The sequence below is a fragment of the Pseudomonas sp. SDO55104_S430 genome, from assembly GCF_054070595.1.
In genome coordinates this window covers 29166-53104 of the sequence record NZ_JBSVXG010000009.1, presented here as the reverse complement: position 1 = coordinate 53104, position 23939 = coordinate 29166, and the positions used below count along the sequence as shown (strand labels likewise).

Sequence of the window (23939 nt, the reverse complement as noted above, 5' to 3'; positions counted from 1 at the left end):
CATGATTGACTGTCTGAAACGTATTGCCCTTGAACTGGTGAGATAGCCAAGCGTTACCGGTGATTTGTCCAGCGTTTGATTAACCCCGTCAAGGTGCGGCTCGGGCCGAAGGCAGTACTGATGATATTTATATCTCCCTCGGAAAAATTCTCGGGCCTCACTTCTTTCAACACCGCCTCAGTACCCAGCGTTTTGGCCCACCCAGCCATGTATCCCTTCGCAGTGTCAGACGCCGCATCCGCAAGCTCGCCCAGCAAGAGCTTGGCGTAGGCCAGCCTTTGCTCTGGAGTCACCAACCGCTTGTTGAGCTCCGAGCGCAATGCGTTGACGGCTCCCCACGTGAGCGGGCTTTCAGGAAGCTTGAGTAGCTGCACTGCTAATTGCAGCAATTCCCTCGACTCTTTCTCATCCTGACGGACATGGACAATGTGGCCGAGCACGCGCTTGCGCTGTTCATCATTGATCTCGTTGCCCAGTAACAGCGTCTTGAGCTCATGGAATGCTTTTCCCTGAAGTGCGCGGGACCATACGCTGAAGGCGAGGTCAGGATCGTTGACATTACCGAGCGAGCCTTTGAGCAGTACAGCTTTGGTGGCTTCGGTGCGATCCGAAATGGCTAACTCAGGAATCAACGCTTTCCAGGTGTGCTCCAGCATGTCGACTTGCAATGAGGTATTGAAATCGATGGCTTCACACAGAGCGGCTATCTGGGTGACCGACATTTCTTTGTTGCCTGAACTCAGAAACTCTACCGCCTCTGCAGGTCGCTGCTGCCAAACCAGACAGGCTGTTTCGATCAACTGTGGGTGTAGATCGGCCGGCACGATTCCCATCGTCAGCATGCTTTCCATGGAGGCAAGCGTGTGCTGGCCGACGAAGCCTGGCGATGCGACGGCTACCTGTGAGGCTTCCATGAAGAGACTGTTCGGCGCGTATCCATTTGGCAGTTGCTCTACGGTCGGCCAGCGCCCCTTGAAGTAGCGGTGCAGCGATTCAAGCGTGTTTTTTTCCGTTCTGGAGCTGCTGAACAGCTTTTGTAACGATGGACCAAGGACGGCTTGTGATGCATGGATGAACACCAGTGAGAACCCTGGAATCACGTGAGCCAGGTAGCTATCCCAGCTGTCGATTCTGGTCAGCAGAATGGGTAGCAAACCATCCAAATGGGCTTTAAGGGTACTTTCGCCCCAATACTGCTCAGGGATGTGGGTCGCAGCTTCCGTGTAAAGTGATTCATCCTCGTCATCGAGTACTGTGCGAGTAGTCAACGCTGTCAAATGGTCGGCGAGTGTTAGTCGGTCTTCTTCAGGTAAATGCTCGTATGCCTCGAACAGCGCAATGCGACATACGCTTGGGACTTGTTCGAGTGGGTGGCTGATCCATCTTTTGGCCACGCTGCTAACTGCTGGTTTTTTAGGTGCGACAACGGTGTGGAAGACGTCGGCCGCATCTTGTTCGCAGTCGGCAATTTCACTCAGTGCGACAGCAAAATCGGCATAAGCTTCGTAGTGTTCTCGTTTGAAGTGTGCTCGACGCTCGGCGCCAAGGTTAACGACCAAGCTGAATGCGCGTTTGTAGTCGAGTGGTGCTTCTTTGAATTCAGCGACTCGACGGCTGAATCGGGTCAGGCATTCCAGTAAGTGCTCGTCATCAGTATGGGAGATGTACCGCTCCAAGGCCTGTATCACACATTCCGCCATCTCAGGGGCGCGCATGGTAGACAGGTGGGTGATCTGCTCCCACAGCCGCTCGCGACTTTCTCCTCCCTCACCTGCCAGGCGCTCCCAGACGGTGTTTATTCGCGTCGCGGTCAGTGGCATATCCAGAGTGTCAAGCGGCTCAATGTCATCGCTCGCTTTTTCCTCAAAATGGTGGAGCGCTGTCGTCAGCTGATCGACATAGACATCCCCGATTTCTGGCAGTAATGAGGCTTCGTAGCGATCAACCCATTGTTGGAGTTCGATGAAGGGGAGCGTAATTGAACCAGCAGCAGCGGAGACAGTGCGCTCTGACAGCCATTTCGAAAGCGACTCTTTTGCTTGAGCCGGTAACCCATGCGCAGCCAGCACGGACAAGGCGATTTCGACGGCTCCCTTGGCCATGCCAATCGCCTCGTCCATATTAGGTGTTTGGCCTGTCGGCAGGCGCATTGTGCTCACTTTTCCACTCGAGAGCAGTTCATCAATAAGGACAGACGCTATGTGTTGCTGGTCGACGGAGTTAGCGACGGCAGTGACTCGCCCAATTTTTTCAATGCCGAGCAGTGACCTGAGTTCTGGGGATGTCACAATGTCATTGCTCAGGATGCCGAGAACCAAATTCCGGGTACGTGGCGGCAGGCGGTCAATAATATCCGCGACCACGCGCATGGCGTTGAACTTGAGGGCTTCTTCGGTGCGATGTAGCTCGCTGAGCATGCCATGCAGCAGTTGTACTTCCTGATCGCTGAGATAGTCATTGGCGCGCGGGGAGAGGGCTTCCAGAAAGCCTTGGGTATCCCCGGATACCAGATAGCCGTAGATTCTTGTTGCTTGGCCGCCATATTGGCGGGTCACTGAATCCTCTGTAAGCAATAAAAGGCTTTGCAGTGACTCTGGCCATGGCGTTCCTACTAGGCTTGCCAGGAACTGCCGCAGATCTCGACATCCCTCCACCAGTATCGTTTTTCCACTACTGTCTTCCGCGACGTATCGCTTGAGTACGTGGTGGGAATCCAAAGGCTCATCTTTCAGGAGTGTCTGTCTGACCATGAGATTCGTCAGGCGAAACAGCAACTGAGGGTCTTCCTGCAGATCTCGATAGAATGCTGGAAAGCTGACGCGGGCTGCGCTGAGTGCACCGAGCGCGATGGGGTGTTGGGTGACCGCGCCTTCATGCAGGCCACCCGGGCGCTCACTGCCAATTGCGTCAAGTTCTCGGGTTTTGGCAAGCCACCAGGTTTGCGTGAAAGCGTTGACTATTTGAAGGGCGTTGCGCGGGTCGGTAACGTTGGCGTGAATCATGCGGTCGACGACCTGTTCAACCGATGCACCTTTGTCCGCGATCTCCTTCACAAGATCCGGAAACGCTTTGAGCTTTGATAGCGCAAACTGGCGCATATCATTTCGTGGTGGTGGAGGGATTTCCAACCTGAATTGGAAGATTCGATCGAGGTAACGCCTGGCATCAGTGGGGTTGAAAATGGAGCCAGGTTGCTCGGGGTTGCCGCGCCGGCGCGAAAGGGCATCAGCGACTTTGCCTTCATCACAGGAAATGACAAACACGAGTCCCAGGTTTTCAGGAAGCTTGTCTGTTGGGATCTCCATGAACGTTCTGACGGCGTCCAGGCCCAAGACCATCTCCTCTGCCGATAAACGATCGAGGTCGTCTACAAATATGACGAGGCGTTCGTAAGGCACTGCGTTGCCTTTGGTGGGTTTGAACTTACGCAGCTGTTGGAGCAGTAGTTCTTCATATTGCTCGGCGTTGACGCTGGGCAAATGCACCCGGGTGATGGTGTTGAACGGGCTGACTGCGGAGGGTTTCATCACCTTGATCAAGTAGGCATAGATGCCACTAACGGCCGCGATGAAAAATGACTGAGTGAGGCCATTATCAAGTGGCAGCCATTTCAGGCCGGCCGCGATAAAGAGCAGGTAGGTGATGAAGGCGATCGCGAAGGCGGGCACTGGAGCCGCCCAACTGATCAGATGCTGTTTGGTCAACGCACCTATCGATTTGGTGACCGATTCGGTATGCGTTACATTTCGGTAAAGCTCGTCATGAAGCTTGCCTTCGTCACCACCCAACTCAAGGAAAACATGACGAAGCAATGCGCGTTTGATGTCCTGTTCCTTCCCGCCGAAACGCCAGGCGTTGAAGGTAATGCTTTTGAAGCGTTGGCTGCGTGGTTGACGTCCGCCTGCGGCTGAAGTGTCGTTATTCAGAGCTCGTGTGTAGAGTTCTTTCACCGAGCTTTTGCCGGTGCCCCAACCTCCCAACAGACCAATGCTGAAAGGCGGCTTGTGGTTTTCATCCTCGATCAAGCAGCGCAATGCTTGTGCGTAGTGCCGATGGCCGAAAGCATCCTGTTCTTCTATTTCGATGTGGCGATCCAGCACAGCAGGCATTGAGCGACGAGAATCTAGCATTCGATCATCCCTAATCTCACATGGCGTTTAGCTATTGTGGGAAGAAGGTTACTGCGATCAGCGATTGGAGACCAGTGATCGTTAGACATCTTCGTGTTCCCGTTATTGGGAGGCTGTTTTAGGGGCGTCCGCGAGAGCTACTCAAGGTACGGGCTGAGTTGCCATCCTGGGCTGCCCCATTTTTCAAGTGACGGTAGAGAGTCCTATGAGGCAATGTTTTTTTGAATCAGGTACCCAGGCTGACGGAGGACTCCCAACGTGGTCGCAGGCTTTTCCATCCATGACCCAGATTGTGAGGCATTACCACACCACCCATGAGACCGCTGAAAAATCCCAGCTTTTTCATTCATCGCTACGAGTCTCTGAATTCAGTATGACAACGAATAAACATACCTGTGGGGCACTGCTTGCTCGGATAAATGGTCGGACACTCAGTGCCGTACTCAAGAAAAACAACCATACAAAACTGTTCGAGCGTTTTTCGAAAACCCAATGGGTGCACGCCTGCCCATTTTGCGATGCGGCAACACTCAGTGCAGGCGGTATTCCTTGGCCTTTCGCTTGCTCTGATGGGGTGATGCGCACGAGCAGTGACTTCAATACGCAAAGCCGGAACGTTGAGTCCGAGGATTTGGATTTTTGCGGCTTTCGTTTTTCACGGACTGCACTCAATAGCGCGATTCGACTGGCGCGCATTGAGTTTGATACCACCGAAAAAGTCGAAAAGATCTGGGAGGGCATAGCAGCGGGCGAGCAGGTCGATGTCTTGGTGTTCAGTGAAGAGGTGTGCAGATGGGGCGATGGACAGCGCGTTTGGGGAAATCTAGGTCGCTTGAACAATAAAGATGAGTTAGAGAGTGCTCTCGAAAAATGGTTGAAGCGAACCCCTGATCTCAGTGATGAAGAGGCCATTGCAGAAGGTATAAAAATTCGTGGGCTAAGAGTTTCTTTTGCCAGCAAACATTTGCGTATGGTGGATCCTGATAAATACGCTGTGCTGGACGAAGTCCTCAGTGAGGGGCTTGGTTTCGCCCTGAACGCGAAGGGCTACCGACTGTTCCTTACATCTCTGCGGAATTTTTCCAGTGCGCATTCAATTTCAGTTCGATTGGCGGAGCTCGAAGCGGGGATTTTCCTGCTGGTTCGCCAAATGGTCCGGTCCACTGATCTCAATGTCGCCCACTTGACCAGAAATGGGTCGACCCCGTGAGCGATATAGGCGAGTAGGGGCAGTGTCTGCTGAGGACAGTCCTGAAGCGATTTTGAGGAATGGTTAGCTGATCTAGGCAACTGTGAGTGCACTTGAAGCGCATTCTAAAAGTACCCTTTGTCGCGACTTGGTGGCGCCATTAGCCGCCTAAAATGCCATTCTGACGTCAACAGATGTATCCAAATGATTTCTGGTCGCAGCATGTAAGCTAATCAAGATTTGGCTTTAAGCAGAAAACATTTGGTTGTAGTGATTTTAAGAATGGCATGATTGGGGGTTTTGAATAGCAGTCCTTATTTTAAGGTGTTTAATGGATAATACTAAATCGCAATCAATTGCTCACTTTGAGCAGCTTATCCAAACGGCAAAGCTTATCGCTCAGACTAATCCACGTGGATTAGTTGACCTCGTACGCGCTATCTTGCGCCCACTTCAGTCTGAGTACCTTCTAGGTGTTGCGGAACGAGGGCAAGATGCTCTGCCAACGATTGGATCGTTTACGTTTTTCGGAGAAGCTATACGCGATCGTATATTCGATTCTGACGGTGTTAACTTTAGAGGAGCACGATTGGGAAGCGAGGCCTTCAGTCTGAGGTTGTCACGAGACATTGTGCTCCCTTGGGCTTGGGATTTTGGTCGTTATGTTGATGCGTTAGCTACAATTGGATCGGATAAAGAGATTGTCTGTGAGAATAAATGGAGTCGGGTGAGTCAAGGACCTTGGCGCCAGGATAATAACCATCAGGTTGAGTTATGGCTGCCTTGGGGTATTGGTTTTGTGAACGGGGGGAATCACTCTATCACTGCGGGAATATTAGCTGGCGAAGGAGAGATTACACCAGAATATGTATTCGATATGAGCTATTTGTTCGAAGAAATTAATTGTGATGGGAGGTTTTTTTCGGATCGTACGGGGCAGCTTACTCCTGTTGAGGATGTCCGTAGAGCTGCGGTCTTTGAGATCGGGAGAATGATGCATGATTTGAATTTTTCAGCATTCAAGTCGATGAGAGATCAAGCACGTAATCATGAATCATATTAGCTTTAAGAGAGGCAGTTTATCACCTTTTTATCATTGCCTACCTACTGTGCAGGGATGACTCAATGAAAACGTATCGGTTGGTTGCGCGTCTGTGTTTTTCTCGTATTTCAATCACGATAAAATTTTTGGGTCAGTTAGGCCAGGGCAGGCTGGGTTGTGGTGCGTATGGATACTGAAGCCAATCATTTCTAAGCTATGTAAAATTTTTATGGTACTTGACGATCACTCAGTGGTAGATAGACGGTAATCTGGTGCGCATTCTAGTGAATGCAATTGTGAGTATGAGCCCGTGGTGCAATGCGGGTTAGCTCTTTCAGTAACCCTTTAATGAATGGATTCGCCGATGCCGATTGGAATCTACCCACCTTCGCGCCACGCCTTGCAGGACATCGACACCCGCTTTGCATTGCAGCAAGACGATTGGAACGACTTTAGTTTTCAAACGCTTTACCATCTGCATTACCAACCTACATCCAAGAATGATGACGTCATCTACATCGGCGGAGTCAAGATTTTGAAACGAGGGCAGACGAAGCTCGATCCTACGCTTCTGACAGAGCCTTTTACACGTCTTAATGCTCAATGGGCCTCTGTAGGGACCAGTCTTGATTACTATCAGCGATTAAATGAAATTCCAGAGAAACACCGTGCTTCGATTATGCGAGCACTCAATGATGTAGTTGCTTTTCCAGACCTTGTGGAAAAATTTAAAGACGAAAAGGGGTGGGAGACATCGCTTTTTCGTGATAATTACGATTGGGCTGAGTTTTTACAGGATGCTCGTACACTGTATGAAGGAAGTTTCGGTGCTCTACCTGACATTAAAGAACTGTTTTCTTACAAGCCTGCTGGAGCCGCCAAAGCGATAGATTTCGACTTTAGTGCTCCGAAACCGGAGGGGTACACGGGGGCATACCGCCGCTTGGGGCCAAGTCGTAAGAAAATGTTGTTACCGGAGAGGATGATTGTTCTCGTTGGGAGAAATGGAACAGGTAAGAGCACGCTGCTGTCTCGCCTCGCACGTATTGCCTTTGCTTCCCCGCAAGAGCGTGCGACAAAAAAAATGAAGGCTCTAGGCCAATTGGAGCCAAAAGCAATCGGTTTCATGCGCATTATTACGATTTCCTATAGCGCTTTCGACAGTTTCATCGTCCCAGGCTTGGTCGCTCGTGACCTCTCACAAATCACAGATGATATAGAAAATGGCGAGGGGCGCTTCGTGTTTTGCGGGTTAAGAGACATCGTCGCTGAGGTGCGTGAGGATGTAAAACGAGCTGAAGAAAAGGCTTCGGAAGAGGACGAAGAAACGGAGATCCTGGTGGAAAGACGCACGTCCACCAAACTAAAATCAGTCGACAAACTTGCGGATGAATTCGTTACGCTTCTTGCTCGTATACGTAAGAATGAGATGCTTGATCTTTTCAAAGCCGCTGTTGCACCACTTGCGGCAGATCCTTCCTTCGCAGATCTGAACAGCCAACTAGATATTCTTCTATCGGCATCAGCTCGAGCCAGGCGTCTTTTTATGGAGTGGAGCACGGGCCATAAAATTGCTTTGCATGTGATTGCTTCATTAGTGGCAAATACACGACCAAGGTCGCTGGTATTGTTTGATGAGCCAGAGGCACATCTTCATCCGCCGCTTATGGCGGCACTGATACATGCTGTCCGGATAGTACTGATTGAGATGAACGCATTCTGTATCGTCGCGACCCATTCCCCTGTCATGTTGCAAGAGACCCTTGCCCGTCATGTACGCTATGTGAGTAGGAATGGCTCGAAGCTGACTGTCGAACAGCCCAAACTCGAGACCTTTGGCGAAAATATAGGCATCCTTTCTTACGACAGTTTTGGCTTGACAGCGTCAAGTACGGATTACCACCGGGCCTTAGACCTGCTGGTTGAAGACTATGCAGATTTCGATGAAATCGATGCGGTGTTCGAACCTGGGCTTAGCGGACAAGCACGGGGCTATGTATTGACGAGGATGGCGAAGGATCGTAAGAGAAAATGAAAAATATCCCCACCCCTTCCCGTCATTCGGCACAAGAAGATCTTGTCAAAGCCATCAAGCGTTATACGTATAAGAAGGAGTCGCGTGGCCATACGATTACAGAGCAAGAGATCACTCAAGTGCTTGCTGTCTATGATCGTTACGATGCAGATCGGGGTGTAGCATCCAACACTCTGAAGGGTAATGAGCTCCCTGGAACACTGATTGATGCCTTGGAAGCGGCATATGACAAAACGCAGGAGGGTCGACAGCTTTACCCTTTGCGGGAGCGCTTATTCGAAGGCGTTGAGTTATGCCCCATTTGTGGAATCACTCCCCCTGTTGAGCTCGACCATTTTTTACCGCGGTCAGAATTCAAGATGCTTTCGATATACCCGCGCAACCTTGTTCCGCTCTGCCACGCCTGCAACCATACAAAACTGGCGGGATTTGGAGATCAAGATGACGAGGAATCACGCTTCATTCACGCTTACTTTGACATCATGCCCGACGAGCCATTCCTCGAAGCGAGCATAGATATGCGGGGTGGTGGCTTGGTCGTTACCTTCAGCATTTCAACCGAAGTAGAGTTACCGGAGGGTTATGCCAATCGTCTTACACGACAGATGACCTCGTTGAACCTAAATGATCGTTACGAGCAAGAGGTAAACACCTACATTTCCAGTCATGCGATCTCTCTTCACCTTCAGCATCGCGTTGGTGGGCAAGCTTCCGTCGAATCCTTCCTAAGTCTGCAGGCTCGTTTCGAGAAGGGTAAATTCTATTTGAATCATTGGCGCCCGACGCTATTGAGGGCACTGGCACGGCACAACGAATTTACAGACGGAGGTTTCGCGCAGGTACTGCCATTATCTGATGATGTTTTAGACGACATCGACAATCTATAGCAAGGTGTGTCAGGGCTAGGCGTCTTGGCGAAAGCGTCTTGGTTATGTCACCTGCCAGATTTGAATGTTCAGAGTTTTCAATAGGGCGTTCTTCTGGTGTAAATCAGTGGGATGTTGCAGGTATTGGCTGATGATAAGTTTTTAAAAGCTTGACCAGAGCGGAAAGTTTTTAATTGCCGGGCTGGTGTCGTTGAGACGGTGTATAGGGTACGTCAATTAAAGACGCTTTTTCTGTATTTAGCATTTATTGATACACTGCAATCTCAATGGAGAATATGGATAAAAGTTGTGTTTTATATCTAGCAGTGACGTGGATGACTAAGTTGTTATGAGGGATTCGACCAAAGTGAGGGCAATATCCTAGAGATCCACGGCCGCTCAATCGCCTGTGCTTACCCTGAGATATTTATAGGAACTTGCTCAGTTGCTTGTTTTCACTAAAATTGCCTGAGATCATCTAGCCATTATCGTATAGCATGAGATTTTTAAGTCATTGATAGCTGCCCAAGCTTGTCTAATCTTAAGGGTAGGGTCGAGGCTCAGCAGTTCAGGGATGGAGCACGGTCATTGGTTCTCGATCTATGGCGCCTGAAATCGTGGTGGCTACGTACATCAACATGCAAAAAATCGGGCTAGAGAAACGTCAAAAAACGCGTTTTTAGCAACAGTTTCAGGGTAGACCCTCATGCAGTGGAAGGATTCTTGATTTATGAGTGACGTCACACCTCTTAATGCTTTGGTTTTCGATTTGGAGGTGGTGCCGCCGAGCGCTTCGAAGCCCGCCAAGATCACTATGGTTGGTGCCTTGCGCTCAGACACAGGTCAGGAACTAGAACTCAAGATTACTCGTAATCTAGATGCAGCTCTTGCTGAAATGGATGCAATGGGGCGAGGAGCCAATTATGTGCTGGGGCACAATCTCATTGCTCATGATTTGCCATTGCTAAAATCAGCAGCACCGCATCTGGCTCTCCATGGGTTGAATGTTGTCGATACTCTTCGCCTTTCACCCTTGGCATTTCCGAAGAACCCATACCACCGACTGATCAAAGACTACAAGCTCATCCGGGAAAGCTTGAACTCGCCATTAGGTGATTGTCGCTCGACACTGACACTCTTTCGTGATCAGCAATCTGCATTCTCTGATTTGAAATTAATGAGCGCGTTGGAGCTTCTTTGTTACCAAACGCTGATTGCCCCACGGGGCAGCGATCTCGAACCTTTATTTCGCGCAATAACTGGTTCAGAACCACTCTCTGAAGCTTCGTTGCGAGAGGCAATTCCTCAGCTTTTGATTGAGGGTGATCCGACGATGAATAGACATTTCAAGGTCTGTCAGACTCGCCTCAAGACGTTATTGGAACGTGATCTTGAAGAGCAGGGGTTACACTGGCCACTTGCCTATGCACTTGCTTGGTTAAGAGTTTCTGGCGGTAACTCAGTCATTGCGCCTTGGGTGAGGTATCAGTTTCCAGAAGTCACACGGATTGTGACCGAGCTTCGCGATCTGCCGTGCGGTGAGGCGAGCTGCAGCTATTGCAGCACTACGCATGACCCTGTTCAGCAGTTGAAAAGATACTTCAATTTCGACTCCTTTCGAACCGATAGCGACGGTGTGAACCGTCAACAAGATATCGTTCTTTCCGGGATGCAAGGCCAGAACGTTTTGGCCGTTCTGGCGACTGGAGGAGGTAAGTCGATTTGCTACCAAGTACCGGCACTCAATAGGTATCACCGCAATGGAAGTTTGACGGTAATCGTATCTCCCTTGCAGTCGTTGATGAAAGACCAGGTCGATGGTCTGCTAGCGAAAAACGTTCAATGCGCTGCAGCCCTGAATGGTTTGCTGACCTTGCCAGAGCGAGCTGATGTTCTGGAAAAAATCCAAATGGGGGATGTTGGTGTATTACTGGTTTCCCCAGAGCAGTTTCGCAATAAGACGTTTCGCGCTGCTATAAAGCAGCGTCAGGTGGGGGCATGGATATTTGATGAGGCGCATTGTTTGTCAAAATGGGGTAATGATTTTCGACCAGATTACCTGTACGCCTCTCGTTTCATCCGTGAATACCATCGGGATCAACCGATCTCGCCGATTGGATGTTTCACCGCGACAGCCAAACCTGATGTGCTTGCTGACATTCGAGATCACTTCAAGGAAAACCTGGGCATCACTTTCAAGGAATACATCGGTACGCACGAACGTAAAAATCTGCATTTTGAAGTTCTCCCCAGTACAAAAGCTGAAAAGCCAGCGCGTGCCCAGCAACTTCTCGAAGACAGCTTAACGAGTCAGGAAGGCGGGGCCGTCATCTTTGTTTCAAGCCGAAAAGGAGCAGAGGAGCTTTCCGAGTTTTTGGTGGGGCAGGGGTGGGCATGCAAACACTTCCATGCCGGTCTGCCTCCTGCGGAGAAGTCCGATATTCAGAACGACTTCATCAAGGGGGTCTGGCGTGTCATCGTCGCGACCAATGCCTTCGGTATGGGAGTGGATAAGCAGGACATTCGTCTGGTGATTCATGCGGACATCCCAGGCTCCTTGGAGAATTATCTGCAAGAAGCTGGGCGCGGCGGAAGAGACCAGGGCAATGCGCGATGCGTGCTTCTTTACGATCCTCAGGATATCGAGGCACAGTTCGGACTGAGCGAACGTGCAAAGCTCAGTCTACGAGACATTCAGCAAATCCTGAGGAAGCTGCGACTTGAGACTTCGAAGCGCAAAGGACGTGATTTGGTGATTACGGCCGGAGAAATTTTGTTAGACGCTTCGGTGGAGACTACGTTTGCTGCGGAGGACCGAGATGCCGAAACCAAAGTGGCGACGGCGATCGCTTGGCTCGAGCGGAGTGACTTCCTGCGCAGGGAGGAAAATCAGACTCGGATTTTTCCAGCACGTACTGCACTCAGTTTAGAAGAGTCAGAGAAGCGACTTTCCCTCAATGCCAATCTCTCTGTTCGTAGACTCGCTGAATTTAAAGCGATTCTCACCTATCTATTTCAAGCGAGTGCAGATCAGCGAATCAACACTGATGAGCTCATGCTACTGACTGGACAATCAGCGGAGGAAGTCGCTGGAGCGCTACAACAACTGGAGCAGATGGGGATTTTGATTAATGATTCCCAGCTCACCGTGTACATCCGTCACGGCATTGCAGGCTCGTCCAATCAAAGGTTGGCTCAGGCACTGGAGCTGGAGAAAGCAATGTTCGAATTGCTGCCTGAACTGGCCCCTGATGCCGAAAACGGAGACTGGCAGGATATTAATATTTCAGCTCTGATCACCGGTTTGAGAGATAGACTGGAGCGAGATGAGCTGCATCCCTTGCACGTTATTCGACTGCTGCGAAGCCTGGCGCAGGATCGTGATGGCCAGAGTCAGCAGCGCAGCACTTTTGAGCTTCACCAAGTCACTCGAGATCTACTGAAAATACGTTTTTCGGGACGCTACAGCTGGAAAAAAATTCAAGAGTTTGGAGAGCGACGTCGTTCCATCGCAGGACTTCTGATGAGCTATCTCATTGCGCAACTTCCGGCTGGCTCAAGGGCTCGTGATCTGTTGGTGGAAACGACCTTTGGCAAGCTGGTAGGTGTCATTGAGAGTGATCTTGTCTTAAAGTCCTCCATCCCGACTGACCAGTTTCGTCGTGCTGTTGAGCATGTTCTCTTGTACATGCATCGGCAGGAAGTGCTCATTCTCAATCATGGAATGACCGTCATGCGACGGGCGATGACGATCAAGGTAGATGCAGAAAAAGCAGAGAAAAAAGTCGGTTTTCTCAAAGACGATTATGGACGCCTGGATGAGCACTACCGCGAGAAATGCATCCAGGTTCACGTCATGCGCGAGTATGCCGAGCGTGCACTCTCAGATATGCAGCCAGCGCTTAATCTGGTCACTGCTTACTTTGTTTATCCCAAGCGTGACTTCATAAAAGAGTACTTCAGCGGGCGTGAAGAAATTTTGAAATTGGCGACCAGCGAGCAATCCTGGAAGTCGATTATCAACTCGCTTAGTGGTGTTCAAAAGCTTGTCGTAGCAGACAATGACGATACCAATCGATTGGTGTTGGCTGGCCCAGGATCTGGGAAAACGCGGGTCATCGTGCATCGAATTGCCTACCTGCTGCGTGTGCGACGTGTGCCAGCAAGTAGCATAATTGCATTGGCTTTCAATCGTCATGCTGCTAACGAGATCCGTAAGCGCTTGCTGAATCTGGTTGGACCGGACGCGTACGGTGTCAGTGTCATGACTTACCACGCAATGTCCATGCGTTTGACTGGAACACGTTTTGAACGCGGTGACCAAGTGGATGAAGGTCGACTCAATCAAGTGATTGCTGACGCCGTTGAGTTGTTGGAAGGTGATGGTCACGCCTTAGGGGAGGACGATCTTTGCGAGCAGCTATTACGCGGTTACCGATACATCTTGGTGGATGAATACCAAGACATTGATCAGATGCAGTATCGACTGGTGAGCGCACTGGCCGGACGTAACGCCGACGAAGATGGGCGGTTGTGCATTCTAGCTGTAGGTGATGATGACCAAAACATCTACAACTGGCGCCATACCAGCAATCAGTACATCGAACAGTTTCGTGATGACTACGAGGCGAGTATCACCTACTTGGTCGAAAACTATCGGTCATCGGCTCACATCATCAATGCGGCAAACCGGGTAATCGGGGCAAACAAAAATCGCCTGAAGGCTGAGCATCCCATCACAATTGATAAGCTGCGTGATGTAACTCCAATGGGAGGGCATTGGGAGGCGCGAGATCCAGCTCGGATGGGTAAGGTCCAAAGGATTCAAATATCTTCTAGCGATCGGCGTAGCGGTAATCTACAAGCGCAAGCCATGGTAGCTGAGCTGGCGCGGTTGATTGCCTTGGAAGAAAACGGGTCTTGGGACGGTTGTGCAGTGTTGGGGCGAACTCATGCGTTTCTTAAACCGGTTCAGGCATGGTGTGAGCTCAACGGGGTACCTTATTTTCTTGCTTCAGAGAAGGAGGATTCCATCCCTCTGATTCGACAGCGCGGATTCTTGAAGGTGATAGAAATTTTGCGCACCGTTGAAGCATCAATGTCAGCAAGAGAGGTGATGCCGATATTGCAGTCTCATCTACAAGACACCCATTGGCAGGAATTCTTCGAGACGGCTTTTTTGTGTCTCCGGCAAGAGATGGGTGATTGCCAGCTGTCAGCCCTTGCGATCGTTGATTGGCTCTATGAGTACCCCCGAGCGCTGCGTAAACAAAGTTCGAAAGGTTTGTACCTTGGCACGGTGCATTCAGCGAAGGGGCTTGAGTTTCGTCATGTCGGTCTATTGGATGGCGGATGGAGCACAGAGCCCGCCGGGTTAGATGCCGAACGACGTTTGTACTATGTCGGCATGACTCGGGCAGAGGAAACACTGACGCTGGGTGAGTTCGATTTAGGTAACCCATTCAGTCGCCAGCTCATACGTGATGTGCCTTCGAATAGGTTTGATGGGGAATTCGACCCTAGATTGGCTCGATGCTATGTTCAGTTAACGCTTGGGGAAATTGACATAGGGTATGTGGGGAGAAGCGCAGCATCGCAACCCATTCACAACGCGTTGGCCGAACTTCAAGCTGGGGATTCACTCTCCTTCGAATACAGCGGCGATCGGTACCTGCTAAAGGACTCTCAAGGTCGAGTCATAGGACGTACCGCCAGGAGTTTCAAGCCTCGCATCGCAGTTGATAAGTGCCATGTTGAAGGCATCGTGGTGAGGTATCGAGAGGAGGGCGATCCACAATTTCATGCGGCACTCAAAGTAAACGCTTGGGAAGTGGTGATTCCGAGGATTTCGGGCATGCCCCTGGACTCGAAGGATCCGACTTGAAAAACGAATGGGTCTCCTTAGATCAGCCCTGTTCGTGTCATCAAGTGAAGTGTTTTCGAGGAGTGTAAGCGTATAGGTGCTCCACGGATGAGATTGGAGAGGCGGTTCAGGGACAATCAGTTTTGTCCCCTATACGTTTCGCATGAGTCGATGGCAAGCTAGCCTGGACGTTTCATCGACACTGATTAAAATGCTTTTTTCGGGGTAGCGAAGAGAAGCAAGCGCCAAGAGATCGATTTAGCTTGCTTCAGATCGTAAATTGCGGCATGCCGCTGAACGGTGATTTGATTTTCACTGCTCACGTTGCAGACCACCGGGGGGCGGAGGTGTAGGAAACAAGTCAATACTGCTTAAGCCTTCAAGACTCTCTCCAAGCTCGAGCGCCAAATCTTCTCTCATGGCGCCAAGCAGTCGGTCTAGTGACTTCCAGTCCCTTTTTTTGAGGAACTCATCAACCTCTCGGAGCACATCAATTGAACCAATGACCCATGCATGGAGGTAAGCTGTTGTGAACTCATCACCTGCTGCAGTAGGGTTTCTTATGTAAGGTGCTAGTTTCTCTAATATGCGGGTGTAATTGTCTTGTTTTATCTTTTTTGCCGCCAAGTCTAATTCACGTCGATGGCGAATGGCTGCAAGTTCCAATTCTCTCTCTCGTTGAATTGCTGCTGATTCCAGTTCTCTTTCTCTCTGCCGGGCAGCCTTCTCCATATCCCGGGCACGCTGGAAGGCGTAAGCGAAAACCGCCGAAAGCACAGACGCAGTGGCTGCAATCACTGCAACCAGAATTTCCTTAGCTGCCGATCCAAGCACGATCAGCCCGTACAGTGAAGTTGCCACTGCAACCGTAAGTAGGAAAAGCGCCAACCACCCGCTAGAGCTCCGGTGTTCGTATGCTTCGTGTTTAGCATGCATGATGTCACGCATAGTCGCCTCTCCCACATAAGCTTTCTGCAAGACAGTGTAGGCGACGGTTTCGTTCTATTTAAGGTATGTAACGAATTTCATAACTGTTCTGGCAACACATCTTCCTGATGCCGCCGCTTGAGGCGATGGAGTCCACCTAAATTTAAGTGGACACCATTTCTAGCCTTTTTCAAGCGGACGCCGATGTCACAAGAACGCCGTTCCTATTCAAACTCCTTTAAAGCCTAGGTCATCGCCGAGTGTGCGCAGGCTGACACCTCGATTGCCAATGTCGCCTTGACCCACAACCTCAATGCAAACCTTGTCCATAAATGGATTCGGGTGCATGCGCAGAAAACGTAGCACTGCAAGCTACCTTTATTCCGGTCAAGGCATTGTCTTCAACAACGGACCTAAAATTCTTCCGGCCACGATTCGAATCGAAGTTCCTCATTCGAAAAGTGTAGTCGTGGTGATTTGGACGGCAGAAAATGCAGCGGCATGTTCCGCTTTTCTGCTAGCCCTGCTGCGATGACTTGCATCGACACCATCTGGCTCGCCATTGAGCCCAAGGACATGCGCGCCGGCACTGAAACCGCGTTAGCGCGAGTTGTCGCGGTGTTCGGTGCGGCGACGCCGCATTGTGCTTATCTGTTCGCCAGCCGCCGCCCCAATCGTATGAAAGTTTTGGTGCATGATGGTGTGGGGATTTGGCTTGCAGCCGGACGCTTGAATCAAGGGCGCTTCTTTGGTCAAGCGTGCGGCACAGCTCTGACGTAGAGTTGGATGCAGAGCAACTTAAAGCCTTGGTGCTCGGTTTACCTTGGCAAGAAGTCGGTTCCGGAGGAGCCTTCACGGTGCTCTAACTCGTCTGCCATGGTGCGCTTGCAAGCGCAGTTGGCCCACCTGTCTATCGCCGCCACTAGCCCTCTCAGGCAAAATCGGCGGCATAAATTCGCACCCGAATCTCGATCAATTAAACCCTGAAGAACTGCGCTCCTTGGCGGCACAGTTGATCCAGCGCGGCGAGAGGATGGACAAGCAAATCACTCATCAAAAGTCGGCCAACGAGAAACTGGCCCACGAGATTGCACTGTACAAACGCTTCAAGTTTGCCAAGCGCAGCGAGCAGTTGAGACTGGATCAAGCCAGCCTGCTCATCCAGTCCGGTTCTAGGGGCTTTCCAGCGTTACCCAGTCCGGACTGACTGTAAGAAGCGCCGCTTCGAGTTGTGCTTCAATGCCATCGCATCACTGGTGCCGCACACCTGTACGATGGCCCCGTGGAGAGAGCCATCGTGAAGGTATTGAACCCTTTGGATGGCATCAACTCTCTCTGTGCCAATGACGTCTTACCGTCGACTCAGCCATCTCTAATTCCCGTGCGATCTCAGCTTGTGTAAAGCCTTTTTCTTTCAGCGCTTGGACTTTCATTCGTGAGCGGGTAGCGGCCGTGATCCTCGGGTGCGGTTTTGACCCTGCCTCCAGCGGGATGGTCGCGTTGAGCAGAGAGATGGACTGCAGATCCGTTCTTGCGAGTTTCAGCACGTCTTTGGCCGACAACCCTTCCTGCGCGGCATACACGAGCGCCATCAGTGCTACAGGATTCAGCTGCATTGCATCAGCGAGTCCGATGATGGTTTCGAGGCTCGGAGAGGTTTTTTCGTTTTCAATCTGGCTTATGTGCGACTGAGTGATGGTTTCACTCAATGCGTGTTGCGTGAAGCCTCGCTTTTCTCTCAATGCCTTGAGCGCTGCGGCGAATGCTGTGCGCACAGAAAATATTCCGTTTCGTTAAAACAAAGCTGTATGCCCCGTTTGCCATCCGCCACTCAAATCTATATATTAATAATTGTGGCGGTTTGGGCCGGGTGTGCCCAATCCTGTGGACTGTGGTTTGGCTCAGCCTTGTGTCCACGCTATCAATTTAGCTGTAAATCGAGATCGAGCTATAGATGAAGCTTCACGTGCTTTCAGATCTGCACAACGACTTTTCTACGTTTGTGCCTGCGCCAGGAAATTATGATCTGGTCATTTTGGCCGGCGACGTTGACGTCAAAGCGAGAGGGGTGAAGTGGGCAAATCAAGTATTCGCGTGCCCTGTAATTTACGTTTGTGGCAACCATGAGTTTTACGGCAGCCACATTGATCACACTTACCGAAAAATGAAGGAGCAGGCATCTTCGAATGTCCATGTCCTGGAGAACGAAATTTTTGTTTGGAAGCAAACGCGGTTTCTTTGTACGACGAGTTGGACCGACTTTTCCTCAACCGGGAATGTAGCTGCTGCGATTCAAGTCGCCTCGGATTGGATGAATGATTTTCGCTTCATCCGGACAGGGGAGAATTATCGACGACTACGCCCATCCGACGTGATAGCTCGAAACCACGCTTCGCACGATTGGCTAGCTAAAGAGTTGGGCAAACCCTTCGAGGGCAAAACCGTTGTGGTGACACACCATGCTCCAGTGCTAGAGGTGGTTGGGGATAAACATGAAGGGCATCTGAGCGCAGCCTATGCGAACAATTGGTACGCGCTCCTTGAGCAAGCTGACCTCTGGATTTTCGGTCACACCCACAAAGCTATCGACGTCTCGTTGGGCCGTTGTCGAGTGATCTCCAATCCATGCGGGTACCCGAATGAAAAGACAGGGTTCGATCCTGGCTTGGTGCTGAGTCTTGCGTGAGTGTTCAGGACAGCGCGGTGTTCAATTTTAAATCTGAGCAGGTGATGTGAATGACGCAGTGGGAAAACAGAAATTCACTCCCTTCAGTGGCAGTGATCCATCCATGGGATGTCTACAGGTATGAATGACCAGGCATCTGAATCGGCGATCCCTGCAATCGTCGCAGAGACTATGCGCATGAACTTCGGAATGACCATCACTGCTTATCTGGTGGGAGCGGTTGATTGCCCTCCGGTGCTGATTGGCACTGTGTATGGCGACATCAAAGGGCGGTTCCGTGAAGGTACGAGCATCAGGACTTCACGGATCAAAGAAGTGTTTTTTGTTGACGGGTTCTCGCTGTTTCGAACGGTCACCGGAAGTGTTTACCTCGTGGTGAGCTGGGTCCCTGGGCATTGCAACATTTACATGAATCGTACTTACCATTGAGAGCGGTTCATCGAGAGGTCGAGCGGCAATCGAGAATGCCTAAGAACTACCGAGCTGTCGTAGTGGACGGTGTTTGATAATCACTCCCTGCCTGGAATCCCAGGGGGAAGCAAGTTTTAGAGTAAGAATGAAGAAAACGAATGCGACAGACCCCGAGTTGCTGGGCGATCTGCTTTTTGGTTCTGCTCGAACACTGGGTGGTTCGAGACTTCGCGACGAAGAGTTGATTCCGCTTGCGGCTGATACATTCGGGAAGCAGCACTTCTGTATCGTGAGGTACTGGATGGTGTTGGATGTCATGCTCCCGGAATCTCAAGAACGGGAAATCAAAGCGCAAGGCCTCGAGGCAACCGTTTTGTATGCGCAAGCAGTGGTGTTCGACAGTGCTAACAAACTCCAGCCAGGGGATAGTGTAATCAGCGATTTTCAGAGCGACTTTGAGGAGTGCGTTTTTGAAAGCAAAGATACCCTTTACATCCTAGCCGGCCGTGGTGCCCGCAAGCATGCCAGCTTGCCTGCGGTCAAAGCGTTGGAGGGTGGATTGAACCCCCGTTACTGTTCTTCTGGAAAGAGAATATGAACTGCTGCGCCGTTTCTTTGAGGCTCTGAGCCTTCAGTAGCTTGAATTTTGAGCTCATTCAGAAGCTGTTGGGTCTGCTCATCAAAGACGAGTCTTCCAGTGTCTGCTGATAAGTAGATTCGAGCCTTCCGTCCAATATCCATCCCTAATCGACAATAATTGAAGCATAATGCTTCGGAACAAATGAGCGATTCTACTGGTGTGATGATGGGGATATAACCAATGAATACGGCTGTATCTTGTTCTGCAGGATGCGTGTTTAAATGAAATACCGCAAAAAAATCCTTATGTTCTTCGTCGGTCGATAGCTGAATTTCCCAATCACAATGCGCGTTCAGCGTTTTGTTGTACTGCTTGATGTATTGCGCAGAGGTGTAGTTCATGGCGCGCTCCTTGTTATTGTTGTGACTTAATTATAAAAATGGAGCAATGACGGTCGCAACCTTTTTTTGAAGTCTTAAGAATCCGGTTGTGAAGCGAGAAAACATGTGGGTGTGTCTGGTGTTGACGCGTGACAGTCTTGAGAAGACTGGCGTGAATAAACGGGTGACGAGCGCAGCACTGCATCAGAGATTACCGACCCGCGCGTCATAATCTATCAGGGCGCTGGGGAAACTCCCTAGTTTGCCTGCGCCTATGTTTGGCCGATAAGGTGGGTAAATGATCTATTTCGTTGGGTTAGAAAACGCCCGTGACGTCTCTGTGCGAAACCTACATCGTCCTAACGACTCGCATCGCCCCCCAGTTTTTTGGATATCTACATACTCATTTATCTGTTTCGCGAGATTTATATATTCGCAAGATGCTGGTTCTAGCGTTTAAAGGGTTGCGATGTGATAGCTTAAATTGTCCCGGCTACATTGTTTTAATAAACTGACCACAATTCACCTACCCATACTTCGAATGAAATATACTCCGAGCGCAAAGATCGCAATTTTTCGAAAGAAACAGGAAAGCTCATTGAATAACGTGTTTGGAGGGGAGACCCGGACGAAATGTCAATAACTGTTGGACGCTAAGGGGTTGATATGAGCGAAATTCCATCCGCATTGCGCTTTGCCGCTACTCATGAGTGGGCACGTCTCGAAAGGGACGGAACTATTACTGTGGGTATTTCCAGACATGCGCAAGGTATGCTAGGGGAGATTGTGGCAATTGAGTTCCCGGATTTAGGCCAAATCTTTGATGCAGGCGATCAAGCAGCGATGGTTGCAACGATCAAAACCGCGTCCGATATATATAGCCCTGTATCAGGAGAGATTGCGGCTATCAACCGCGAATTGGAGCGTAATCCGACTGAGTTAAATGAATCGCCTTATGAGCAATGGCTGTTCAAGGTCCACCCCGATGATGCTGTTGAAATTGACTCCTTAATGTCCGCAGCTGACTATGCCAGGGTGGTCGGTGAGTAGCGGGCGCGAGCGCTAAATTCCCCCTACGCTGAAGCTGATGCTAGGAATGGCTAATCATGTTGGCTTGTTAATTATTGTAAGCAAGGTGTTTTCAATAGTTGACGTCGTTTAATCGCCAGCAATGCGCGATGAGCGTCATCTTCAGCTTCTTTACTATGACGAGAATGCCTCTCGTCGGTGATGATCCTAGTGATAAAGCTAGAGTCATTATCAGAAATTTCTTGTGTGTTATACACCCGGATATTCGAGTACTGGCGTACTCATGCCTGCTCGTAATCTATTCTTATCGCCGAGCAGTGCTGCCCTTAGTCGTGGCGCAACGAAATCAAAAAAGCTGCGAGTTTTAACAGGTAATGGGGATTGTCCCGCATGAACCAAACTGACAGGTAAAGGTGTTGGTTCGAAATCGCGAAGCACTAGCCTCAATTTTTGCTGTTCGACAGCACTTGCAATTTGATATGACAAAACATGAGTTAGGCCCACATTTGCAATAGCAGAATCTATCGCAGCCTCAGCGGTGTTCACCGACAGGCGAGGTTTCACCATCACAGTGATCGGATCCATTGGCGTTGCAGTTGGGGAAAAACTCCACAATGGCCCCGAGGGCAGCCCTTCGAAATTAACACACGAATGTTCTGTAAGGTCACATGGATGCGTAGGTTTACCGTGACTTGCCAGGTATTCAGGGCTCGCGCAAACCACCCTGCAGACTGTCCCAACCTGGGTTGCAACCATACTACTGTCCTGTAGTTGGCCGACTCGTACGGCGACATCAATATGGTCATCAACAAGATGCATTACTTTGTCGGTTAAAATCAGCCGAGTGTTAATCTGAGGAAAGGAGGCCAGGAAATCATTGATAATAGGTAGCAGGTGAAGGCGTCCGAAAACGACGGGAGCACTGACGACCAGCTCGCCTCGTGGGATTGAGTATTCACCGGCCACAGATCGTTCGGCTTCAGTTACCTGCTCAAGAATCTGTCTACAAGATTGGAGGTAACTCATGCCTGCTTCAGTCAGCGTGAGGCTACGACTGGATCGCATTAAAAGTCTAACCCCCAAATGCTCTTCTAAAGCCGCAAGTTTTCTACTGACTGTTGGTAGTGGAACGGACAGCCTGCGACTTGCGGCAGAAAAGCTTCCGCTCTCAACGGTAGCCACCAAGATGGCCATCGCTTCAAGACGATCCATTTCGTTCATTCCTCATTGAATGATATGAATATGCGTGTTGGCGATAACCTAACAGCCACTTTTAAGAACGTAAAGGCTAATTCTCAGTTATGCAAAAACCGAGATAATCCTTGTCGGATAAATGAATCGCATTCGGTGCTTTATAAATTTATAGATTCGTGCCTTTTTAGGTTTGTCCGGGCGGTACACGCTGTGCTGGACTGTTTAGATAGTGTCTAAAGTCTCAGAAGTTTTCACTTTTTGAGAAGGTGCTTCTTGAAATATTACATTTATTTTTAGGGGGTTACTTCGATAGGCTGTAGCACTCACCCCTACTATCATTAAAGGTAGATAATATGTCGCGGGTCGAAATTCCGAGCAGAGAGAATACGCCTCCAGAAACTCACGCAACCTTGGATGTTATTGGGAAACGTATAGGTTTTTTCCCGAATTTATACCGCCTTACAGCAATGAGTCCAAACACCCTTGCGGCTTTGGTAGGGTTGCAAACTCCGTTGATGAAAGCCTTAGACTTGAAAACACGCGAGCGGATTGCTCTCGTTGTTTCCGAAATCAACGGCTGTCCTTACTGTGTGGCCGCACATGCTTTTGTTGGATTAAATCTGGCGAAAGATAGTCCCGAAGAAATTGCGCTTGCGCGAAAAGGTCAATCAAATAATCCAAAAACCCAAATCATTCTTCAGTTTGCTGCCAAAGTTGCGGAAAAGCGCGGTCATGTGAGCGAAGATGATATTTATTGCGTGAGGGAAGCCGGGTACTCTGACGCTGAAATTATTGAGGTTATTGGTCTGGTGATACAATTTAGCTTCACCAACTACATCAATAACGTGTTTGATACAGATATTGATTTTCCGACCGAAATGTTGGTCTAAAAACAGAGGTCTATAGGGCGGTGGCTGCTTTGGTGTAGGAAATCGCTTTTACGCTACCGCCTTATATTGCTCGAGGTGTGACAATGACCCGAACTATAATTCCCACAAGAGACAGCGCTCAGGAAGAGGCTCGACCTGCACTTGACTTGATCTTTAACAAGATGGGGTTCGTACCTAATGTACTGCGTTTGACATCTCTATCGCTGAATGCTTTAGAAGCACTTGAAGAAGTTAAGCGATCTTTGAATGATAGCTTTGATGAAAAGGTTCGAGTGCTTGTTGCTCTTGTTGTATCTGAAGAGAATTCATGTTTATATTGTTTAGCGGCTCATACCTATATAGGTATGAATTTCGGAAAAATATATCCAGCCGATTTGCTGCTTGCCAGGCTGGGTATATCAAATGATCCAAAAATGGAAGCGTTGGGGAAATTTGTAAAGAAAGTTGTAACCACTCGAGGGCATGTTGCTGAATTGGAGCTCACAAGGATTCGAGAAATTGGGTTTACCGACATGGATATTCTCACTGTCATTGGCTTGATTACCCAGTATACATTTTTCAACTATGTAAATAATGTATTTGACACAAAGATTGATTTTCCGAAAGTTGATGTTTTTAAAACGTTTAATTAAGGTTGAGTCCAGCTCGTGACGTGTTTTTATGTGGTCGCGCATGGGTCGGATAATTTTTTTATGACCGTCAACAATTGAGTGATAA

At 49.7% G+C, this 23939-nt stretch carries 17 protein-coding genes and 1 pseudogene; 13 read left to right on the top strand and 5 right to left on the bottom strand.

The window, feature by feature from the left end:
- Positions 1-53: 53 nt before the first annotated feature.
- Positions 54-4130, bottom strand: a complete 4077-nt coding sequence (locus ACW9JE_RS03115; RefSeq protein WP_457431877.1) for a KAP family P-loop NTPase fold protein — start codon at positions 4128-4130, stop codon at positions 54-56.
- Between the two features lie 280 nt (positions 4131-4410).
- Between ACW9JE_RS03115 and ACW9JE_RS03110 the strand changes: the two genes are divergently transcribed.
- The 5 genes from ACW9JE_RS03110 to ACW9JE_RS03090 all read left to right on the top strand — a co-directional run bounded on the left by ACW9JE_RS03110 (position 4411) and on the right by ACW9JE_RS03090 (position 15146).
- A complete protein-coding gene (locus tag ACW9JE_RS03110) occupies positions 4411-5340 on the top strand; it encodes a hypothetical protein (protein WP_457431876.1) in 930 nt (309 codons plus the stop codon).
- 310 nt (positions 5341-5650) lie between these two features.
- A complete protein-coding gene (locus ACW9JE_RS03105; RefSeq protein ID WP_457431875.1) occupies positions 5651-6382 on the top strand; it encodes a DUF6710 family protein in 732 nt (243 codons plus the stop codon).
- A 343-nt stretch (positions 6383-6725) separates the two neighbouring features.
- The gene (locus ACW9JE_RS03100; protein ID WP_457431874.1) at positions 6726-8396 is read left to right on the top strand and encodes an AAA family ATPase; all 1671 of its coding nucleotides are present in this window, start codon (positions 6726-6728) and stop codon (positions 8394-8396) included.
- Positions 8393-9283 carry an HNH endonuclease gene (locus tag ACW9JE_RS03095; protein WP_457431873.1) on the top strand — a complete coding sequence of 297 codons (891 nt, stop codon included), beginning with the start codon at positions 8393-8395 and terminating at the stop codon, positions 9281-9283. Before ACW9JE_RS03100 ends, ACW9JE_RS03095 begins: the two co-directional genes overlap by 4 nt.
- A 709-nt stretch (positions 9284-9992) precedes the next feature.
- Positions 9993-15146: a RecQ family ATP-dependent DNA helicase gene (locus ACW9JE_RS03090; RefSeq protein ID WP_457431872.1), complete on the top strand. Its 5154-nt coding sequence runs from the start codon at positions 9993-9995 to the stop codon at positions 15144-15146.
- A 291-nt stretch (positions 15147-15437) separates the two neighbouring features.
- Here the strand turns inward: ACW9JE_RS03090 and ACW9JE_RS03085 are convergent, their stop codons facing one another.
- Positions 15438-16073, bottom strand: a complete 636-nt coding sequence (locus tag ACW9JE_RS03085) for a hypothetical protein (RefSeq protein ID WP_457431871.1) — start codon at positions 16071-16073, stop codon at positions 15438-15440.
- Positions 16074-16553: 480 nt separating this feature from the next.
- On the opposite strand from ACW9JE_RS03085, the gene tnpB reads away from it, so the two are divergent.
- Positions 16554-16832 (top strand): IS66 family insertion sequence element accessory protein TnpB, encoded by a 279-nt coding sequence (tnpB, locus tag ACW9JE_RS03080; protein WP_457431870.1) that lies wholly within the window; start codon positions 16554-16556, stop codon positions 16830-16832.
- A 169-nt stretch (positions 16833-17001) separates the two neighbouring features.
- A pseudogene (locus ACW9JE_RS03075) lies at positions 17002-17211 on the top strand (IS66 family transposase); the annotation flags it as partial.
- Between the two features lie 166 nt (positions 17212-17377).
- On the opposite strand, the gene ACW9JE_RS03070 reads toward ACW9JE_RS03075, so the two are convergent.
- Complete coding sequence (locus ACW9JE_RS03070) at positions 17378-17827, bottom strand: helix-turn-helix domain-containing protein (RefSeq protein WP_457431869.1); 450 nt, start codon at positions 17825-17827, stop codon at positions 17378-17380.
- A gap of 179 nt (positions 17828-18006) precedes the next feature.
- Between ACW9JE_RS03070 and ACW9JE_RS03065 the strand changes: the two genes are divergently transcribed.
- From ACW9JE_RS03065 to ACW9JE_RS03055, 3 genes are all read left to right on the top strand, one after another.
- Positions 18007-18738 (top strand): metallophosphoesterase, encoded by a 732-nt coding sequence (locus tag ACW9JE_RS03065; protein ID WP_457431868.1) that lies wholly within the window; start codon positions 18007-18009, stop codon positions 18736-18738.
- Positions 18739-18858: 120 nt separating this feature from the next.
- The gene (locus ACW9JE_RS03060) at positions 18859-19167 is read left to right on the top strand and encodes a hypothetical protein (RefSeq protein WP_457431867.1); all 309 of its coding nucleotides are present in this window, start codon (positions 18859-18861) and stop codon (positions 19165-19167) included.
- A gap of 127 nt (positions 19168-19294) precedes the next feature.
- Positions 19295-19747 (top strand): DUF6957 family protein, encoded by a 453-nt coding sequence (locus ACW9JE_RS03055; RefSeq protein ID WP_457431866.1) that lies wholly within the window; start codon positions 19295-19297, stop codon positions 19745-19747.
- Here the strand turns inward: ACW9JE_RS03055 and ACW9JE_RS03050 are convergent.
- Positions 19720-20130 (bottom strand): hypothetical protein, encoded by a 411-nt coding sequence (locus ACW9JE_RS03050; RefSeq protein ID WP_457431865.1) that lies wholly within the window; start codon positions 20128-20130, stop codon positions 19720-19722. The two genes, ACW9JE_RS03055 and ACW9JE_RS03050, sit on opposite strands and share 28 nt — an antisense overlap.
- 645 nt (positions 20131-20775) lie before the next feature.
- Between ACW9JE_RS03050 and gcvH the strand changes: the two genes are divergently transcribed.
- On the top strand, positions 20776-21159 hold the full coding sequence (gene gcvH, locus ACW9JE_RS03045) for a glycine cleavage system protein GcvH (protein ID WP_457431864.1): 384 nt from the start codon (positions 20776-20778) through the stop codon (positions 21157-21159).
- A gap of 228 nt (positions 21160-21387) precedes the next feature.
- Here the strand turns inward: gcvH and ACW9JE_RS03040 are convergent, their stop codons facing one another.
- The gene (locus tag ACW9JE_RS03040; RefSeq protein WP_457431863.1) at positions 21388-22350 is read right to left on the bottom strand and encodes a LysR family transcriptional regulator; all 963 of its coding nucleotides are present in this window, start codon (positions 22348-22350) and stop codon (positions 21388-21390) included.
- Between the two features lie 335 nt (positions 22351-22685).
- Between ACW9JE_RS03040 and ACW9JE_RS03035 the strand changes: the two genes are divergently transcribed.
- Positions 22686-23222 (top strand): carboxymuconolactone decarboxylase family protein, encoded by a 537-nt coding sequence (locus ACW9JE_RS03035; RefSeq protein WP_457431862.1) that lies wholly within the window; start codon positions 22686-22688, stop codon positions 23220-23222.
- Between the two features lie 83 nt (positions 23223-23305).
- Positions 23306-23854 carry a carboxymuconolactone decarboxylase family protein gene (locus tag ACW9JE_RS03030; RefSeq protein ID WP_457431861.1) on the top strand — a complete coding sequence of 183 codons (549 nt, stop codon included), beginning with the start codon at positions 23306-23308 and terminating at the stop codon, positions 23852-23854.
- Positions 23855-23939 lie beyond the last annotated feature (85 nt).

Excerpts from the sequence above, each read along its gene's own strand:
- ACW9JE_RS03115 (WP_457431877.1), bottom strand. The coding sequence starts at position 4,130 with ATGCTAGATTCTCGTCGCTCAATGCCTGCTGTGCTGGATCGCCACATC.
- ACW9JE_RS03110 (WP_457431876.1), top strand. The coding sequence starts at position 4,411 with ATGACCCAGATTGTGAGGCATTACCACACCACCCATGAGACCGCTGAA.
- ACW9JE_RS03105 (WP_457431875.1), top strand. The coding sequence starts at position 5,651 with ATGGATAATACTAAATCGCAATCAATTGCTCACTTTGAGCAGCTTATC.
- ACW9JE_RS03100 (WP_457431874.1), top strand. The coding sequence starts at position 6,726 with ATGCCGATTGGAATCTACCCACCTTCGCGCCACGCCTTGCAGGACATC.
- ACW9JE_RS03095 (WP_457431873.1), top strand. The coding sequence starts at position 8,393 with ATGAAAAATATCCCCACCCCTTCCCGTCATTCGGCACAAGAAGATCTT.
- ACW9JE_RS03090 (WP_457431872.1), top strand. The coding sequence starts at position 9,993 with ATGAGTGACGTCACACCTCTTAATGCTTTGGTTTTCGATTTGGAGGTG.
- ACW9JE_RS03085 (WP_457431871.1), bottom strand. The coding sequence starts at position 16,073 with ATGCGTGACATCATGCATGCTAAACACGAAGCATACGAACACCGGAGC.
- tnpB (WP_457431870.1), top strand. The coding sequence starts at position 16,554 with ATGTTCCGCTTTTCTGCTAGCCCTGCTGCGATGACTTGCATCGACACC.
- ACW9JE_RS03065 (WP_457431868.1), top strand. The coding sequence starts at position 18,007 with ATGAAGCTTCACGTGCTTTCAGATCTGCACAACGACTTTTCTACGTTT.
- ACW9JE_RS03060 (WP_457431867.1), top strand. The coding sequence starts at position 18,859 with ATGAATGACCAGGCATCTGAATCGGCGATCCCTGCAATCGTCGCAGAG.
- ACW9JE_RS03055 (WP_457431866.1), top strand. The coding sequence starts at position 19,295 with ATGAAGAAAACGAATGCGACAGACCCCGAGTTGCTGGGCGATCTGCTT.
- ACW9JE_RS03050 (WP_457431865.1), bottom strand. The coding sequence starts at position 20,130 with ATGAACTACACCTCTGCGCAATACATCAAGCAGTACAACAAAACGCTG.
- gcvH (WP_457431864.1), top strand. The coding sequence starts at position 20,776 with ATGAGCGAAATTCCATCCGCATTGCGCTTTGCCGCTACTCATGAGTGG.
- ACW9JE_RS03040 (WP_457431863.1), bottom strand. The coding sequence starts at position 22,350 with ATGGATCGTCTTGAAGCGATGGCCATCTTGGTGGCTACCGTTGAGAGC.
- ACW9JE_RS03035 (WP_457431862.1), top strand. The coding sequence starts at position 22,686 with ATGTCGCGGGTCGAAATTCCGAGCAGAGAGAATACGCCTCCAGAAACT.
- ACW9JE_RS03030 (WP_457431861.1), top strand. The coding sequence starts at position 23,306 with ATGACCCGAACTATAATTCCCACAAGAGACAGCGCTCAGGAAGAGGCT.